Raw genomic sequence first — 15309 nt, 5'->3', positions numbered from 1 at the left:
GGCACGGTCGGACACCGCCGGCCGCCAACGGCGGGGCCGCCGACGCGTCCGTGCGCCTCAGTAATAGTACTTGGTGATCTTCGCCCATTCACTGCGCGGCCAGAGCTTGTGCAGCAGCTGGAAGGCCTCGCGGGGGTGCGATCGAGGTGGCGCATTCGGGCGGTCCGCGTCGTAGCGGCGGCATTCCTTGCGAGTGCTCATGACGAAGAAGTGCAGCGCCTTGGGGGCCTCGGGGTCTTCAGGATGGGCCTTGGCCCAAGCCATCAAGGTCGGCGCCAGGGCCGGGTTGCGGTCTTTCAATGCCAACAGCGGGCGCATCTGCTCGGCGGCCTGTGCGCGCTCGGCCGCTGACAGGAAAGCAGGTGCCTGCCACAAGAGGGTTTCGCCGCCATCCTCGCGGGCATCGTCCCGGGCGCCCTCGCGGCCATCGTCGCGCTGTGGCACCGACCAGCCCACGCTGTTGCACTGGCCATAGGCTTGCGGGTCTGGCAGCGCGAGGCCGGGGTTCAGCTCGGGCGTGTTGACCCAGATCACCGTGGCCGCGTCTCGCTTTTCCGCTGGGGTGCGGGCGGCCTTGAAGCGCCGCCACAGCTCGCGCGTGGTGGTGCGGGGCTGGGCCAGTTCGTCTGCCAAGGCATCGGCCACCTCCCATTGGCCGAGCAGGGCCGCGCGGGTCCAGATGATCTCGGTGAGGCGCACGCGCTCGGCACTGAGCTCCGGCGCCTGGCGGATCGCCATCAGGGTGGCCAGCGGCAGGTGGCGATAGAGCGGGCCGAGGAAATCACTGTCCAACCCGACCGCCGGGGCCGCGGCCTGCGGGTTGGCGCGGCTCGCCCGATCAGCGTCGATGAGCGGCCGCCCCATGGGCTCGACGATGCGGCGCGGCGCGGTGGCCAGGAAGTCGGCCAGGGATTGCGCCGACTGCACCTTCAGGCCGAGGAAGCGGTTGCGTGTGGCATCCGACATCGGCTGCTTGCGGTCAGCGAGCAGCGCCGCGATGTCGGCATCGGCCGACGCCGTGTCGCCTTGGGCGATCCGCAGGCGCAGCAGGTGATAGCGCAGGTGCAGGTAGATCGGTGATTCGGCGGGCACGGCCAGGGCTGCCTGTCGCTCGTCAGCAGCCAGCAGCCGCTCGGCGGGCACCTTGGGGCCGGGCGGCAAGGCTTGCGAGAGCAGCGGCACCAGCCATACCGGCGCATGCGTGGCGCGCCACTGCGCCCTCGCCACACCGAGCGCACGCTGCTGCAATGGCTCACCAACCAGCGATTCGGCCGCCTGCGAAGCGCCCGTGTCGATCCACCACGGCATTTCCAGCGGTGCGCAGCAGGCCTGCATAACCCCGATCCAGCGTGTCATCGCATCGGGCGCGTCCACCAGCGTTTGCGGCGGCAGGCGCGACAACCAGACCAGGTAGTCGTTCACCGCACCCACCCGATGCGGAATCAGCCGCCCCTCGGCCAACTCGGCGCCCAGGCCCTTCAGCCGCTCTTGCGGCCGCAGGCGCATGTCGATCCATCCCACCAGGTCGTGGGCGGGTGGGTACTCATCGGCCACCTGCAGCAGCTCGCGCCGAGCCGTGGCCAGCATCTCGCGAACCTCGGCGTTGACCTGGCGGCCCCCGGCCGGGGCGTCGCCCCCAAACTCGTCGGACGTCGCGCGGATCAAGCTGCGGGCTGCCAGATAGGCCGCGACGACGCGCCAGGGCGAGGCCTTGTCGGCCGCAATCGCCAGGAAAGCCTCGCGTGCTGCCTGATAGTCACGCCGATAGAAGCGGATGGCGGCCATCTGGTAGTCGCGGTCCCACTGCAGCCATGGCGGTGCGCCTGCGGGCAGCGGTGGCAACAGCGGCGCGGCCTCTGGGGCGCCCCCCGCCGTGGGCGTGGCCGTGCAAGCGTCGAACACCGCGTCCTGCTGCTGCAGCCACAGGCCGCCCCAAGCGGGCCAGCCCTGGTCGGCCGGCATCTTCTGGCGCTCGGCCAAGGTCTGCTCGGCGCGCACGAAGGCGTAGGCGTTGCAGTTCATGCCGCCGCCGAACTCGCCGAACACCTCGCTGCCTTCTGGCAAGCCTTTGGATCGGGGCCGCTTGCCGGCTGGCAGGCGCGCCACAGCGGCCTTGCGTGCCTCGCGCCAGGCCGTGGCGCTGGAGTAGGGATTGCGGGTGCCTTCCACCTGCACCCGCCACCCTTGGACCACCAACTGGTCCATCTCGGCGGCGGACAGCGGATGACCTTGCGCCGCGCGCCAGGCGAGCATGAGATACACCCTTCGGTAGCTGGGCTGGATCACGCCGAGCTGGCCCGTGCCATAGCGCGGCAGCGCCTGGCTGTCCACCGAAAGGCCGGGCGCGAAGATGCTGTCGCTCATCTCGTAGTCCCCACCGCTGGCGTGGGCCGAGACGGCAAAGACCATCAGCCAAGCGCAGACCCAGCGGGCCGCCCAGCAGGCACGCAGCGGGGTCAGAGGGGTCAGAGGGGTCAGTGAGGTCAGTGAGAAGTGGTGGCGGCGGGGAGTCGTTGCCATTGTTCAGCGGTCCAGGAACGGGGTGAAAAGTAGTAGCGGCGCGGGCTGCGCAGCGGGGGCATGGGCTCGTCGGTGGCACTGCCAGTGGCCGACTGACAGCGGGCCCGAGGGAACTGGCCGGTGCGCGCCAGCAGCGTGCGGATCTCGGCGTCATCGCTGGCCATGCGGAAGGCCATGGGCACGATCTCGTCGGCCGGGCTGTGCCCCAGCCAGGCATCGCCAGCGCACCAAGAGGCCAGCGCCGTCATCGACAAGGCCACCTCGGGCGGCAGGCGACGGCGCAGCTCGCCCACCACCTCGGCCAGAAAGCGGCGCTGAGATCGCCCGATCTCGAAATCCAGCTGCAGCACACGGGCCCCAGTGCTGCGCTGCAGGTCCAGCCCCTCTTGCACCACGCGTTCGCGCTGCTCGGCGCTGAAACGCGGTGGCCGGCGCCAGATCAGATCCACATGCAACACCGGCACCAGCACCGTGCCCGGGGACACCTCCAGCGCAGGCGCACGCCGCCGTACCAGCGCATGGCGACCATCGAGCTCGATGGTGCGCGCGAGCCAGGCCACGCCGATGTCGGGGGGCAGCCCACGCAAGTCTTCAGGTCGCTCCCAGGCCCAGAGCATGCGCGGGGGCAGCGCCGCCAGCGCAGGATGCGTCTGCCGCTGGGCACGGCTGCCGGGCAGGCAGAGCAGCAGCGGCACCAAGAGCGCCGCCAGCCCCAGCCGCAAGGGTGTGACGCGAACCATGCGCGGCACTATATCGGCGCCACAGCCGTCACCTGGGCCGGCGCAACAGGTCACCCCAAGCGCGGGCCTTGCGCGGCGTCACGATGAGCCTCGTCGCTGGCGACACGACCCATTACAACTGGAGGCCACCCGCGTGGACCGCTCTGGCCAAAATCGCCCGCGGAGGACGGCGTGACACGCCACGGCCGGAGTGATTTCCGGCACGTGAGCGGCGCACCGTCAAGCCCTGTCAGTGGATCGAAGGCTTCCCACCGATGACACACCGACAGGTGCCCTGAGGAACCATGTCCATCGAGGAGAGGCACACCATGCGCAAGCTCGGCTTCATAGCCCTTTTGTGGCTGTTCATTCAGTCGTCTTTGTGGGCTCAGCCCGCCCCATTCAAAACCTGGGGCGACGAAACGCTCCAGGCCGTCAGCCGCGACTACGGCATTTCAGGCAGCAGCCTGTACCGCGAAACCATGGGCTCGAACGCGATCGCGTTCAACTGGCCCCAGGGCGTGCAACTGCATGCCCTGATCGCCGCCCGCAAGCTCACCGAGGCCGGTGCGCTCGCCGACGAGATGCACCAGAAGTACTGGTGCTTCACCAACAACCGCTGGGCCTACAACGCCAGCGCCAATGCATGCGGCGATCGCTACTACGACGACAACGCCTGGGTGGCCAAGGCGCTGATGGAGCTCTATGAGCTGACCAACGACGCCAAGTACCTCAACCGCGCCAAAGAGGTGCTGGCCTTCAGCATGAGCGGTGAGAACCCGCCGAATGGCAACCCGAATGGCGGCATCCGCTGGCACGAAGGCGACACCAGCGGGCAGTGCCTGTGCGGCACCGCGCCGACCACGGTGGTGAACTTGCAGATCTACCAGGCCACGGGTGAATCCAAATACCTCACTGACGGCCTGCGCTTGTACACCTGGGTTCGCACCAACCGCTTCGGCCTCGGCCCGGGATACCGCGGCTACGAAAACGCCGTCGTCACCCAGGCGGCCTTGCGCCTGTTCCAGATCACCGGCGACAGCAAGTACTGGGACGACGCGAAGCACATGGGCCTGGCCATGGAGACGGTCTACATTGACTGGAACACCCACGCCCTGCACGAGACCGGCCAATGGGGCGGCCACGACATGAGCGCGGCCTACGTCGAGCTCTACAACCAGGACCAGGACATCAACTGGTTGAACATCGCCTCGGGCTTCCTGAAGCACCTGCACGACAACTCGAAAGACGCCAACGGCCGCTACCCCGAGAACTGGAATGTGAACGGCCCCGCGTCCGACGGGCTGCTCTTCCAGGCCTCGGCGGCGCGTGGCTTTGCCGAGTTGGGCAACACCAAGGGCGGATACCCGAAGCACCCTGACCCGGTGGCGGTGTTCAAGGAATGCAACTTCGCCGCCTCATACTCCGCTGGCCTGCCACTGGGCCGCTACACCGCCGCCAACCTCGACTTCATCGGCATGCCGAACAAGGCCATCTCGTCGATCAAGGTGCAGCCGGGCTACAAGGCCACGCTCTACACCGGCGACAACTTCACCGGCACGTCGCTCGTGAAGACGGCCGACAGCAGCTGCCTCGTGGCGGAAGGCTTCAACGACGTGGTTCAGTCGGTGGTGGTCGAGGCGGTGGTGCCGGGGGCCGAGGTCTTCCGCAACTGCAACTACGGCGACCGCAGCATCCACCTGCCCGAGGGCAAGTACACGATGTTCGACCTGCAGGCGCGCGGCATCGACAACGACACGATCTCGTCGATCCGCCTCTCGCCAAAGTACGAGGTTGAAGTGTTCCAGGACTGGAACTTCACCGGCGCGAGCAAGGTGCTCACCGCCAGCGACAGCTGCCTCAGCGACAACGGCATCGACAACTGGGCGTCGTCCATCATCGTGCGGCCCGCCAAGACCGGCAGCAAGATCGATTTCACCGACCTGGCCGGCGGCAGCATCACCGCGCAGTACAGCGACTCGCCGCCGAACGAGGGTGTCGAGAAGCTGATCGACAACGACGTCAACACCAAGTACCTGGCGGTGCACGCCTCGGCCTGGGTGCAGTTCCAGCCGGCCGAGCCGCATGTGCTCAAGAGCTATACGTTGACGTCGGCCAACGACTTCCCCGAGCGCGACCCGGCCAGCTGGAAGCTGCAGGCCTCGAACGACGGCGCCACCTGGACCACGCTCGACAAGCGCAAGGGCCAGGATTTCGCCGGCCGCTTCGAGACCCGCCGGTTCAAGATCGACAACACCAAGGCCTACACCCACTACCGCCTGACCCTGACCAACCACAGCGGCACGCTGCTGCAGTTGGCCGAGATCGAGTTGTGGGGCAAGTGACGCAGTGATTCAGGCGGCCCCGCCAGCGCAGGGGCCGCCCGACACCTATGAATCAGCCGCGCTCTGCCGCCGCCCGGCCCGTGCATGGCACCTGGCCACGTGCCCGCGGCGGCACGAATCGCCTATGCGGCACCACCGACGAGCACATGGTTCTCGTGTCGCTCGTCTCCCAGCACGAAATACGCCGTGCCGACTTTCGCGTAGCCGACACGAGCGTAGAAACGCAGCGCTCGTTGGTTCTTGGCGTTCACCGTGAGCCACAGACGAGGCTCTGAGTGCTCGCGGGCGAGCGCCTCTGCCGCCTGAAGCAGGCGCCTGCCGAGCCCGCGGCCGATGTAGTGCTCTTGCACATAAAGCGTCTGCAACTCGGCCGAGGTAGCCACACCGTCGCTGGGGCAAGGCGTCGTCAAGCGGACCTTGGCAAACCCGATCAGGCACCCCTCGCGCTCGGCTACCAAGAAGTGGACCGAAGGCTCTGCCAGGGCCTGCGCGTACTTCTCTGGCGTGATCTCGCTCAGGATGTAGTGCGCCGTGAGATCGCTGATGCCGTCGACCGCATAGGTGTGCAACCAGACCTGGGTGGCCAGCACCGCCAGCCGGTGGGCATCGCCCGCTTCGCCGCTGCGGATCAGAAACTCACGTGTTGCACTCATCGATTTCAAAGTGACCGGATCAATCTGTGTTCTGGCCGATCCGCCAGAGAACCCCGGAAGGGTCCGTCAGGCAGAAGTCTTTCATGCGCCACGGCTGGGCCTGCATGTCTGAGCACGACACGCCGTAACGCGCGACCACACCGCTGGCTTGAACATGGTTCCACCAGGCTTCCACATCCTCGACCAGGATGTGCATCATGAAGTTCTCAGCCAGGCCCTCTGCACAAAAATCTTGCAGCAGAAAGCTCACGTGGCCGAAGTGGAAGTAGGCAATGCCGTCGCCATCCGAGGCCATGGTGAAGCCCAGGTCTTGATAGAACTTCTTCGAAACCTCGAAGTCCCTCGACGGGACAAAGGCCTTGATCTCAGTGACGCGTAGATTTGCCATGGCTGATGGTTGCGACGAAGAGGTTTTGACGTTCGATGGTAGCGAGACGCAAGACATCACCGGCCCGCGCGAGCCGCGCGTTGCAGGCTCAGGCGAGGCCCTGCGCGGGCGGAGGCGCCCAATCTTCTCTCAGCAGCCCGTACTGGTACATGTCGTGGAAGCGGCCGCCCCAGTAGCCCACCTGCCGCAGCCGGCCCTCCTGCACGAAGCCAAGCCGAACGAGAACCGCCATCGAGCCCGCGTTGTCCGGATGGACCTGGGCTTCAATGCGATTGAGCGCCATCTCTGCCCAGCCCCACTCAATCACCCTGCGAAGGGCCTCGCTCATGTAGCCCTGCCCCTCCAGTTCTCGCGCCAGTTCGTAGCCCAGCGCGCACTTGCGCCAGCTGCGGTTCCAGGCGAACAGCCCACAGCTGCCGCCCAGGCCCGGCCGGCCCTTCACCTCGATGCCCCAACGCGTGCCAGGGTTGGCCATCTGCCTCCAGCCCGCAAAGGTGTCGACCAGCCTCAACGCGGTGTCTCGGTCTGGCAGCGGGTCGGTGCCGAACCACTTCATGCGGTCTGCATCGCCGTGGATCGAGAACAGCGCATCCGCGTCATCGGCAACGATCTCGCGCAGGATGAGGCGCGGCGTTTGGAGGGTGGGGAAAGACGATGGCTCAACCCTCACCGCGCCCCTCCCCCTGCATTCGACCCGCAGCGGACTGCAGGCCACCCCTTGCCTCGACCAGCGGGCCGACCTTGCCCAGGCCGAACGGGGGCATGTTCACGTACACGTTCTCGAAGCTGCCCGGTTGCGCCTGATAGGTCTCGTGCCAGATGCCCACCGTGCCATCGGTGCCGATGGCCCGATTGAAGCTCTGCCAAGCGGGCAAGTGTGCGGCACTCCTGTCTTTGGCGTAAGCCAGCAACTGATCCATGCTGCGCCAGTACTGCAGCAAGATGATGGTGCGAGAGAACCACATCTCATGGCAGAGCAATCCCAGCTCAGGCTGGCGGTACAACTCGGTGAGCATGCGAGGCATGGCCGAGGCCACCGGCCACCACTTGTGAACGCGGAGTGGCTTGTTGATCCGCATGCCGATCAGGAAGACAACGAAGCTGCCCTCAGGGCGCGCGGTCATGCGAGAGTTCAGCAGCATGGGTAGCCTTCGTTTGGTTGGCGAGATGGTCGGCCCAGACACGCTCGATCAATGCGCGCTCGCGGATGCCCCTGAACCGTAACTACTTCGGGCGGAAAAGCGCGCAGAGCTTGTTGCCGTCCGGATCGCGCACATAGGCCAGGTACATCGAACCCAGTTTCCCTTCGCGAAGACCCGGTGGCTCTTCGATGGAGGTGCCGCCATGCGCCACCGCCACGTCATGAAACTGGCTCACCTGCTCTGGTGAATGGCACCTGAAGCCAATGGTCGCACCGTTGGCATGCGTGGCGGGCTCGCCGTTGATCGGCTGGCTCACGCAAAACGTGCCCCCGTCGTGCCGATAGAACAGGCGCACCTGCCCCGTCTTGTTTTCGTTCTGAACAGGCTCCGGCACACCCAGAACGCCGAGAAGGGCGTTGTAGAAGCGGCGCGAGCGCTCGATGTCGTTGGTGCCGACCATCACGTGACTGAACATGGTTTCTCCTGTTTGTGTTGGCCCGCGCCGCCCGGCGGCGGCCCATGCCCGAGCGGATCAGTATCGCAGCCCGCACACACGGTGGCTCGAGACAAGCCAGATCATCGGTACAAGGTAGACCCATTCGCCGCACCCGGTCGGCATGGACAGAGAATGCCTACGAATCCATATCTACTGATCTCAGGAACTGGCCATTGCAGTCGAAGATCGAGCACTCGACGGCGGGGTTCGATCGCACATGGGCGATCGCGAAAGCTTCTTCAGCCCTATCAGATTCGAAAACCCTGAAACACCGGCCCCGTCTGTTCAGAAGGCGTTCGCCATTGAGCGCCAAAACGACTCCGGTCGCCTTCTCGACAAAGAGCACTGAGAACCGGCCTGACTTCAGCTTGGGAATCGGCATGTTGAAACGTCAGCTCTGCATCCTCGGGTGGCTAGCACGCATACGATTCGAAGAAGGCAGTGGGGCCGTTGGTGCGCAGCGTAACCGAGGCGCCGCCCACAGCGAGCGCTTCCCCATTCCTGAACAGCAGTTCCAGCCGAACCGGCAGGTGCGATTGGTGCGGAACGGGCAAGCGCGATGCACCGGTGCTGGTGGCGCCCTCCGCGGCTAGGCTGCCCGACGACAGCCGGCCAAAGCACAAGCCCAGGTGGCCGCGCCAAGACGCCTGATGCACGATCAGCTCGACGGACTGAAGGTGCCCCTCGGTCCGAGATGAATCGTCTGTCGCTGCGGCGGCCGAGAAGCGCACGACCAAGTCGCCGTCGCACTCGGCGACCGAAGCAATCTCGGAGCCTTCGAACTCCAGTGTGTAGCGGTTGGAATGCACGGCTATCGAATGTCGGGGAGGCCAAATGACGATGGCCAACGGGAGCGGGATAAGTTTCCTACCGTTCAGGCTGGCCAGCACTCGGCGAAGCGACATCAGGCACCTGCTTCACCGTCCACTCGTCGCGCTTGGCCATCAATACGCGGTGCGCCCTTTCCGCATCTCTGACGTCGTCGATGCCGTTCATCAGAAAACAGGCTGCAACGACGATGATCAGAGCGCTCCATGCGGGATGGTCGTTCCATAGGTCCGCAGCCCAAAGCATGCCCATGAAGGATGCCATGAAGTAGCCGCCCGCGGCGGCAGTGGGCCAGCAAGCAATCTCACCGGTTCGATGGTTGACCCACCCCAGCACTGACTGCCAGTCGCCCGGCCTCTTGAGCACCACTGTGACCGTCATGCCCACCTCCAGCTCGGGCTTGCCCGGCACTGCAACGGCGTACTTCTTCAACGGGCCGGCCTCGAAGCCAAACTGAGTGGAGAGAGCCCGATTCCGGTTCATCTGAACCACGTCAAATATGCGATCGAAGGTGACGCTGACAGTTTCCACGTGAATGCCCCTACGCTCTGCGGCAGCCAGCCACCGATCAGCTCGCACCCACATGCGAAAGAACTTCGCAGCCAGTAAGGTCTGACAGCCGCTGGATTTGAGTGGAAGACAGGAGATTCAAGACGTAAACCACGCTCACTGATTTCTCTTTGACAAGCCAAGCAAGCTCCTCTACTTTCCCCCTTCCAAAGATCGTTGCCGAGGTCAGAGGAGAGTCGAGTCGCTTCGCTCCGTTTTGTTTGGATCGAGACACACCGCGGCGCTGAACAAGGTGCGCAACGACGTCAATGCCCTTCTCGGCGAGAACGCCTTGCAGTTCTTGGATGCGCGATTCGGTGTCCGTCGCCTTGGAACTCACCAAGGCGGCGATGATCGCCCGCTTTCCATTCTGGTGCTCACGGTTTTTCATCAGTACTCTGAGTTCGCGTGGACTCCGCTCAATCGCCCCATCTGCTGAAGCGGCGCGACGGCAACTCGCGCACAAGCTAGTCCGGAATGTATCCCTCCAGTGTCAGCAACTGAACACTCTTGACAGTCTCTCCGTCGTGGTTAATGGCGCACGCAAAGTCAGGGTCAAGAAACTGGCTTCTGAACTCAAGATCGTAGATGGAAGATTGATCAAGCTCTTCAACGAAGGTCGCTTGGACGATGTAGGAGCCGTCTATCCGGTGATGCCGCTCAAGGTCAATGAGAACAGAAACGCGCATCCCAGGACGTACTTCCCTACAGAACGCCAGCAACTTGTGGTCGCGCCATTCTTGCCACACCACAACTCCGAGAATCAGCAGAACTGGCGCCGCCGTCAATAAGGAGACCACCCATCGCGAGCACGCCTTCATTGACCACATCCCTGCATCGACATCCGAGTGAGGCACTGCCCTGCGGAACCTGTCATCGGCTCCCGACACCGTTCACCGATATCGCGGAGAGCGATCGAGCCAACGGCCTGAATTCATTCATGACGGAGACGACTTGCTTTGCCGCAAAGCTTGTCGCTGAATCAACGGGAACACCCCGCGTCAAGATCAACCTTCACTGCGCTGGAACTCATACTTGTTCCTGAAGGTTTGCCGCCCCGAAGTGTCGTGTTCGACCTTGGTCATCGACCAGGACTTCCTGGTGAGCGTGAAGGCGTACTTGTCCGTGCGGCCGTCGGCCGTGTGTTCGAAATCGAGCTGCGTCTCCTCGGCACTCGCAGTCGAGCTCGTGATGGTGTACTGCTCGGTGCTGGGCTTTGAGACGCCGGAGAGCCACGTCAAGGTCTTGGCTGAGAAGTCGAAGCTCATGCGCTCGTACGAATAGACCACCTTGCCCGGTCCGTCGTCGAAAACGTAGAAGAGGGTCAACTCCTCTGGCGACGACAGCGCGACCTTCAGCTGGCATGGAAGGGTGACCAGCTTCTCGGGGTTGCTCCAATCGCGATAGGTGAGCGTTCCCGCCCATCCGCCCGGCGCGAGCGCCAGCAAGGGACTGGGTTTCGGATCGTAGAGAGCGCGTGCCGGCGCCGATACAACGGCGGCCGTGGCAGCCAGGGCGAGGCGACGTTGCATGAACTCAGTGCCCAACGTTCAATATGAATGGCGAACCGCGGGCAGCGCGCCTTGACGGAGTGAAGGGTTTACCGATTCTGAATCGACAGGAACGGATGCCCCAACTGCACCTTGTGGCGCGCAGAACGACTCGCTGACAGACAGGTCACGCATAGTTCCAGCTCTTCTTCGGCACAAAGCTCTCCCAGGGGCTCTGACCGTTGAAGCCCCCGACGTAGAGGACTTTCGCTCCGCGGACGATCCACTCCATTCCGTGTTCCTCTTCCCAATCGCAGTTCAGCTCCAGATGGGCCACGGGTTCAGGGAAATCCGGGTTGGGAACGATGAGCGAGGTGGGATGAACCAGCTCGAGAACTTCACGAGGAGACGAGAACTCGATGGTGTCCTCGCCGATCATCTCCCGAAAGTCGTTGCAGTACCGGATACAGGCTTGGCACAGCGACTCGATGGTCTCTTCGCTCCATGAGTTCATGTACTCCGCGCACTGGATGACGTACTCGATGCTGGCCTCATCTTCAACCGCAAAGGGAATGTACCGATCGAAGAGAGAGAGGAAGACTTGACCCTGAAGAGGCCAATTACCTTCCGTGGTGACCTCTTTGACGAGCTCTTGCATGTTGTTCAGCGCCTCACGTGGTCCAAAACGTCAATGCGCCACGCCGCGTGCGGCCCCAGACATCCAGAGGGACGGATGCGCAAGCGTGGCGGGCGCCAATGCCTCTACCTTACACCTGTCACCACGGAGCAAGTTGCCGGCTCAGAGACGGCTCAATGTCACCGAAACGCGGAGATCAGGCAAGACCTGAGCATGTGCGCGAGGCAGAGCGGCACGCACCCGAGGGTACGTGCCGCTGACTGCTCAATCAACGAAATGCCACCGTTGTCTTCTTCGACACGGAGCGGCTGTCCACGTTCACGGTCAACTTTCGGCTGGCGTTGTCGTAGCTCCAGGCAGAGGGCGAGGCCGGGGCGCCGTCCAGCATGACCTGCGTAGGCGGCGTCGCGTTCATGAAGACCACTGACCACGAGCGCTTCGTCACCTGCCCCGCAAAGCTGCCCTTGGCCGCCTGGATGGTCAAGGTGTGGTCGCCGGCCGCTTCGTCGTAGGTGAGGGTCGTGGTCGCGCTTTGATCCAGATCCGGGTTGCGGCCATCGTCTTCGTACAGCGTGAACTTCCCACGGTCGCCGGTAGCCAGCGTCACTGTCAAGCTCTTCATCGGGTTCTGCACGTCGTTGGGCGCGTTGTCGCTGCGGGTGACCACCATGCCACCGGCCCGCAGGAAGACCGGCATCGCATTCAGATCAGTGGTGATGCTGCGCGTGGTGTTTCCGCTGTAGGTGGCGCCAGAGAAGTAGTCGGTCCACGCGCCAGCTGGGAACCACACCGAGGTGGTCGTCGACGTGCCCGGGCTGGCCGCGGGGGCCACGAGAAGATCCGGGCCGTAGAAGTACTGCGACCAGGCGGTGGTGTAGGCCGCCTCCTCCTTCGGGTACTCGAGGTACATCGCACGAACCAGCGGCACGCCCGTCTGGTTGGCCTTCCAGGCCAGCGAATAGGTGGTCGGCACGAGTTGCTCGCGCAGGCGGAGGAACTTCGTTGCCGAAGCCTGGCCCGCCGCCCCGTATTGCCAGGGCAGCCGGTCGCCGTGGTTGCTGTGCAGTCGCAAGATGGGCTGGAAGGTGCCCAGTTGCACCCAGCGGGCATACATGTCGTCGGACATCCGCGTGGTGCCGGGCTCGGCACCAGGCGCCTGATCGCCTGGGTTGTTGTGGCCGCCGATATCGTGGCTCACCGAGGAAATGCCCGTGGCTGCCGATTCGGCCGCGGTGTAGCCGCCTGCGGCGGCCAGCATCTCCCAGGTCGAATAGGTGTCGCCGGTGAAGTGCAGCGTGCTGCGCTTGTCAGCCCACGGCCCCATCGGCTCGTTCGGCAGATTGTTGGCGGGCCCAGAGCCGTAGGCGCGCGAGAAGGCAAAGCCCCGGCCAACCTTCTTGCTCACCCGTGCGGCGTACTTCTGGTTGATGAAGGCGTCGGAGGTCACATCGCGGCGCGAGGCCTGCGATCCGTCGCAGCACCAATCCAGCCACCAGACGTCGACGCCCTGGTCTTCCATCTGCTGGTGCAGATTGAAGTACGCGGCCAGTTGATCGGGGTCGGCCCAATCGAAGCCGTAGCACCCGAAGGGGTTGGAGCCGGCACTGCCGCCACAGTAGGTTCGGGTCAGCTTGTTCTTGGCGGTGGCCTGCGCCTGGGCGAATTGAGGGTCGTTGCCGACGATCGACGGGTGGATGTTGAAGGGTGCGAAAAGGCCTTGGCCATGCACCCAATCAAGAAAGCCTTTGGGATTCGGAAACTTCACCGGATCGATCGCCCAGCCAGACCAGGTATCGAGCGCCTTGAAGTCGGTGTCCACCACCAGGACGTCCAAAGGCACCCCCTCGGAACGGAAGCGCGGCACGATGTTGTTCTGAAAGTCGGCGGCGGTGCGGTCGTAGTACTCGGAGAACCACACGCCATAGGCCCAACGCGGCAACAGCAGCGCCGGCCCCGTCAGCTTCGCCAGGTCACCGAGTGCCTTCTTGTAGTTCTTGCCATAGGCAAAGACGTAGCCATCCTGGTAGGGCTCGCCCCCATGGGTGGGACGCGCGGACAGCACGTCGGTCTTGCTGTCGTAGAGCGCCGTCTGGGTGTCATCCAGCAGGTACCAGCCGTCGCGGTACAGCAAGCCAGGCGTCGTTGGGGGAATCCCCCCGCGAATGCCGTCCAGGCTGCGGCGGTAGCCGCCAAGCGGAAAGTGCGGAGTCAGCGTGGCAGCGCCCGGCGTGGTCAGCGCCATCGTGTCGGCGTTGACGTGACAACTCGACGCGTCCGGGCAACTCAGCGTCAGGTCGTTGTCGCCGGCACGGAGCACCACGTCCACCGTGGCGGTTCGCCAAGTGTCCCAACTGCCGGTGGAAGGCAGACTCAGGTTGGTTTGAGCGCCATTGACGCTGACGCGCATGGACCGCGTCTGGTTCTGGCCATCGCTACCGGTGCTGTTGGCATAGCGCAGTTGCAGCGAATAGGTGCCGTCGGTCGGCACGCTGATGATTTTCGTGGCGATGCTGGAGCCTTGGTTCAACTCGGCCACGAAGCCGCCACCCGCATAGCCTGCGTGGTCTTTCATGACCACCGCCGTGCCGCCCAGTTGGCCACCTTCGGCTTCACACACCGTACCGTAGGGGCAGTCCATGGCCTGGCGGCTCGACACGGGTGGGAAGCCGGAGCCGAGGTTCACGACCGCGACGCTGTCGACGTTCACATGGCCGTTGTCGCCCGCGCCCCGGTAGAGGCGCACGGTGTTCTTGCCCGCAGCGAGCTGCACCTGACCACTCGCCACGCCCCAGGTGTCCCAATTGGCCGTTGTGGGCAACGCAAGCGATTGAGGCGCCCCGCTGCCCACCGCCACACTCAGGTTGCGCTGGACATGTTGACCGTCGCCACCCACACCATTGGCATAGCGGATCTGGAAAGAGTAGGCGCCGGCCGTCGGTACGTTGACATCCATCGTCAGCGAATCATTGACACCGGAGAACCCCGCCATGAAACCGTCGCCTGTATAGCCCGTGTGGTCGGAGGCCAGCGACGGCCCCGAAGCCGACAACTGCTCTGCTTCACACAGGCGGCCCAGTCCACATTCGATGCGCCGCCACGGCGCCGCCGCCAGTGGCGCGTCTGCCTTCAATTGCACGATCAGGTTGCGCGCGTCGAACGCGCCCGAGCCCTCCTTGTACTTCAGCACCATCGACGAGGTGGTGATGATCAACCACCCGTCGCTGCGTTCGGTGGTGAACTTCGGCTTGGTGAACTGGCGTCGTCCCACCGCATTGAAGGTGGCGCCGTCTTGAAACTGTCGGTCGCCCGCATATTCGGTGCGAATCACCCGCGGTGACAGGACTTCGAAGCGCGCCTGTCCTGAAACAACGGCCCAGTCGCGGGGATCGGCATTCGCGGCAAAGGCGCTGTTGGCAGCGGCCGTGATGAGGCCAACCGCTGCGGCAACAGCCAGGGATCGCGGCGCGCAGGGCGCCGCACTGGAACGAACCAACATGTCTCTCCTCGCTCTCTTCGGTGAAGAATCCTGAAGACGCTCGGGT

General features: G+C 64.4%; 15 protein-coding genes. 1 reads left to right on the top strand and 14 read right to left on the bottom strand.

Features of this window, described 5'->3' with window-relative positions:
- Positions 1–57: 57 nt before the first annotated feature.
- Positions 58–2520, bottom strand: a complete 2463-nt coding sequence (locus AACH06_RS18850) for a hypothetical protein (RefSeq protein WP_341427298.1) — start codon at positions 2518–2520, stop codon at positions 58–60.
- Positions 2484–3260 carry a hypothetical protein gene (locus AACH06_RS18845; protein WP_341427297.1) on the bottom strand — a complete coding sequence of 259 codons (777 nt, stop codon included), beginning with the start codon at positions 3258–3260 and terminating at the stop codon, positions 2484–2486. The genes AACH06_RS18850 and AACH06_RS18845 overlap by 37 nt, the downstream gene beginning before the upstream one ends.
- Before the next feature lie 308 nt (positions 3261–3568).
- Between AACH06_RS18845 and AACH06_RS18840 the strand changes: the two genes are divergently transcribed.
- Positions 3569–5584, top strand: coding sequence for a glycoside hydrolase family 76 protein (locus AACH06_RS18840; RefSeq protein WP_341427296.1), 2016 nt, complete (start codon positions 3569–3571; stop codon positions 5582–5584).
- 122 nt (positions 5585–5706) lie between these two features.
- On the opposite strand, the gene AACH06_RS18835 is transcribed toward AACH06_RS18840, so the two are convergent.
- The 12 genes from AACH06_RS18835 to AACH06_RS18780 all read right to left on the bottom strand — a co-directional run bounded on the left by AACH06_RS18835 (position 5707) and on the right by AACH06_RS18780 (position 15263).
- Positions 5707–6237, bottom strand: coding sequence for a GNAT family N-acetyltransferase (locus AACH06_RS18835; RefSeq protein ID WP_341427295.1), 531 nt, complete (start codon positions 6235–6237; stop codon positions 5707–5709).
- Positions 6238–6256: 19 nt separating this feature from the next.
- Positions 6257–6625, bottom strand: a complete 369-nt coding sequence (locus AACH06_RS18830; RefSeq protein ID WP_341427294.1) for a VOC family protein — start codon at positions 6623–6625, stop codon at positions 6257–6259.
- Between the two features lie 88 nt (positions 6626–6713).
- Positions 6714–7295, bottom strand: a complete 582-nt coding sequence (locus AACH06_RS18825; RefSeq protein WP_341427293.1) for a GNAT family N-acetyltransferase — start codon at positions 7293–7295, stop codon at positions 6714–6716.
- Positions 7285–7767 (bottom strand): DUF4188 domain-containing protein, encoded by a 483-nt coding sequence (locus AACH06_RS18820; protein ID WP_341427292.1) that lies wholly within the window; start codon positions 7765–7767, stop codon positions 7285–7287. The genes AACH06_RS18825 and AACH06_RS18820 overlap by 11 nt, the downstream gene beginning before the upstream one ends.
- A gap of 82 nt (positions 7768–7849) precedes the next feature.
- Positions 7850–8242 carry a VOC family protein gene (locus AACH06_RS18815; protein ID WP_341427291.1) on the bottom strand — a complete coding sequence of 131 codons (393 nt, stop codon included), beginning with the start codon at positions 8240–8242 and terminating at the stop codon, positions 7850–7852.
- Positions 8243–8676: 434 nt separating this feature from the next.
- Positions 8677–9072 carry a hypothetical protein gene (locus tag AACH06_RS18810; protein ID WP_341427290.1) on the bottom strand — a complete coding sequence of 132 codons (396 nt, stop codon included), beginning with the start codon at positions 9070–9072 and terminating at the stop codon, positions 8677–8679.
- A gap of 58 nt (positions 9073–9130) precedes the next feature.
- Positions 9131–9622, bottom strand: a complete 492-nt coding sequence (locus tag AACH06_RS18805) for a hypothetical protein (RefSeq protein ID WP_341427289.1) — start codon at positions 9620–9622, stop codon at positions 9131–9133.
- Positions 9623–9659: 37 nt separating this feature from the next.
- A complete protein-coding gene (locus AACH06_RS18800; protein WP_341427288.1) occupies positions 9660–10031 on the bottom strand; it encodes an HflX-like GTP-binding protein in 372 nt (123 codons plus the stop codon).
- 76 nt (positions 10032–10107) lie between these two features.
- Positions 10108–10470, bottom strand: a complete 363-nt coding sequence (locus AACH06_RS18795) for a hypothetical protein (RefSeq protein WP_341427287.1) — start codon at positions 10468–10470, stop codon at positions 10108–10110.
- A gap of 177 nt (positions 10471–10647) precedes the next feature.
- Complete coding sequence (locus AACH06_RS18790) at positions 10648–11187, bottom strand: hypothetical protein (RefSeq protein ID WP_341427286.1); 540 nt, start codon at positions 11185–11187, stop codon at positions 10648–10650.
- Between the two features lie 130 nt (positions 11188–11317).
- Complete coding sequence (locus tag AACH06_RS18785) at positions 11318–11788, bottom strand: DUF6985 domain-containing protein (protein ID WP_341427285.1); 471 nt, start codon at positions 11786–11788, stop codon at positions 11318–11320.
- Between the two features lie 247 nt (positions 11789–12035).
- Positions 12036–15263 carry a TIM-barrel domain-containing protein gene (locus AACH06_RS18780; protein ID WP_341427284.1) on the bottom strand — a complete coding sequence of 1076 codons (3228 nt, stop codon included), beginning with the start codon at positions 15261–15263 and terminating at the stop codon, positions 12036–12038.
- Positions 15264–15309 lie beyond the last annotated feature (46 nt).

Origin of the sequence: Ideonella lacteola, assembly GCF_038066555.1 — a bacterium.
Taxonomy (GTDB): Bacteria; Pseudomonadota; Gammaproteobacteria; order Burkholderiales; family Burkholderiaceae_C; genus Ideonella; species Ideonella lacteola.
This window is presented reverse-complemented; position numbering and strand designations above follow the sequence as displayed.

Excerpts from the sequence above, each read along its gene's own strand:
- AACH06_RS18835 (WP_341427295.1), bottom strand. The coding sequence starts at position 6,237 with ATGAGTGCAACACGTGAGTTTCTGATCCGCAGCGGCGAAGCGGGCGAT.
- AACH06_RS18780 (WP_341427284.1), bottom strand. The coding sequence starts at position 15,263 with ATGTTGGTTCGTTCCAGTGCGGCGCCCTGCGCGCCGCGATCCCTGGCT.
- AACH06_RS18800 (WP_341427288.1), bottom strand. The coding sequence starts at position 10,031 with ATGAAAAACCGTGAGCACCAGAATGGAAAGCGGGCGATCATCGCCGCC.
- AACH06_RS18795 (WP_341427287.1), bottom strand. The coding sequence starts at position 10,470 with ATGTGGTCAATGAAGGCGTGCTCGCGATGGGTGGTCTCCTTATTGACG.
- AACH06_RS18840 (WP_341427296.1), top strand. The coding sequence starts at position 3,569 with ATGCGCAAGCTCGGCTTCATAGCCCTTTTGTGGCTGTTCATTCAGTCG.
- AACH06_RS18845 (WP_341427297.1), bottom strand. The coding sequence starts at position 3,260 with ATGGTTCGCGTCACACCCTTGCGGCTGGGGCTGGCGGCGCTCTTGGTG.
- AACH06_RS18830 (WP_341427294.1), bottom strand. The coding sequence starts at position 6,625 with ATGGCAAATCTACGCGTCACTGAGATCAAGGCCTTTGTCCCGTCGAGG.
- AACH06_RS18785 (WP_341427285.1), bottom strand. The coding sequence starts at position 11,788 with ATGCAAGAGCTCGTCAAAGAGGTCACCACGGAAGGTAATTGGCCTCTT.
- AACH06_RS18850 (WP_341427298.1), bottom strand. The coding sequence starts at position 2,520 with ATGGCAACGACTCCCCGCCGCCACCACTTCTCACTGACCTCACTGACC.
- AACH06_RS18815 (WP_341427291.1), bottom strand. The coding sequence starts at position 8,242 with ATGTTCAGTCACGTGATGGTCGGCACCAACGACATCGAGCGCTCGCGC.
- AACH06_RS18820 (WP_341427292.1), bottom strand. The coding sequence starts at position 7,767 with ATGCTGCTGAACTCTCGCATGACCGCGCGCCCTGAGGGCAGCTTCGTT.